1 protein-coding gene is annotated in these 636 nt (G+C 60.7%); it reads left to right on the top strand.

The window, feature by feature from the left end:
* Positions 1 to 44 precede the first annotated feature (44 nt).
* Positions 45 to 636 (top strand): CaiB/BaiF CoA-transferase family protein (locus J5M71_RS26435; protein WP_207838419.1); only part of this gene is annotated, 592 nt, incomplete at its 3' end.

The raw sequence follows: 636 nt of genomic DNA, 5'->3' as shown, positions 1-636 counted from the left end.
GTTAAAACCCTGTATCCGTTCAGCCTTGTCCTACAGGATTTCGCATGCCGTTCACCAGCAAACCGCTCTCGGGTCTGAAAGTCATTGAATTGGGTACGCTGATCGCCGGGCCGTTTGCCTCGCGCATTTGCGGCGAATTCGGCGCCGAGGTGATCAAGATCGAGTCGCCGGACGGCGGCGATCCCCTGCGCAAGTGGCGCAAATTGTACGAAGGCACCTCGTTGTGGTGGTTCGTCCAGGCGCGCAACAAGAAGTCGCTGACCCTCAATCTGAAACACCCGGACGGTTTGGCGATCCTGAAACAACTGCTGGGCGAAGCCGACATCCTCATCGAGAATTTCCGCCCCGGCGTCTTGGAAAAACTTGGTCTGAGCTGGGAAACCCTGCACGCCCTGAACCCGAAACTGGTGCTGGTTCGCCTGTCCGGTTTCGGTCAGACCGGGCCGATGAAGGACCAGCCGGGTTTCGGCGCGGTCGGCGAATCCATGGGCGGCCTGCGGTACATCACCGGTTTCGAAGATCGGCCACCGGTGCGTACCGGGATTTCCATCGGTGATTCGATTGCCGCGCTGTGGGGCGTGATCGGTGCGCTGCTGGCGCTGCGTCCTCCCGCGGTTAATGCCGGCCTAGGCCAAA

The sequence above is a fragment of the Pseudomonas sp. 43(2021) genome (genome assembly GCF_017490805.1).
In the GTDB taxonomy this organism is placed as follows: domain Bacteria; phylum Pseudomonadota; class Gammaproteobacteria; order Pseudomonadales; family Pseudomonadaceae; genus Aquipseudomonas.
This window is presented reverse-complemented; position numbering and strand designations above follow the sequence as displayed.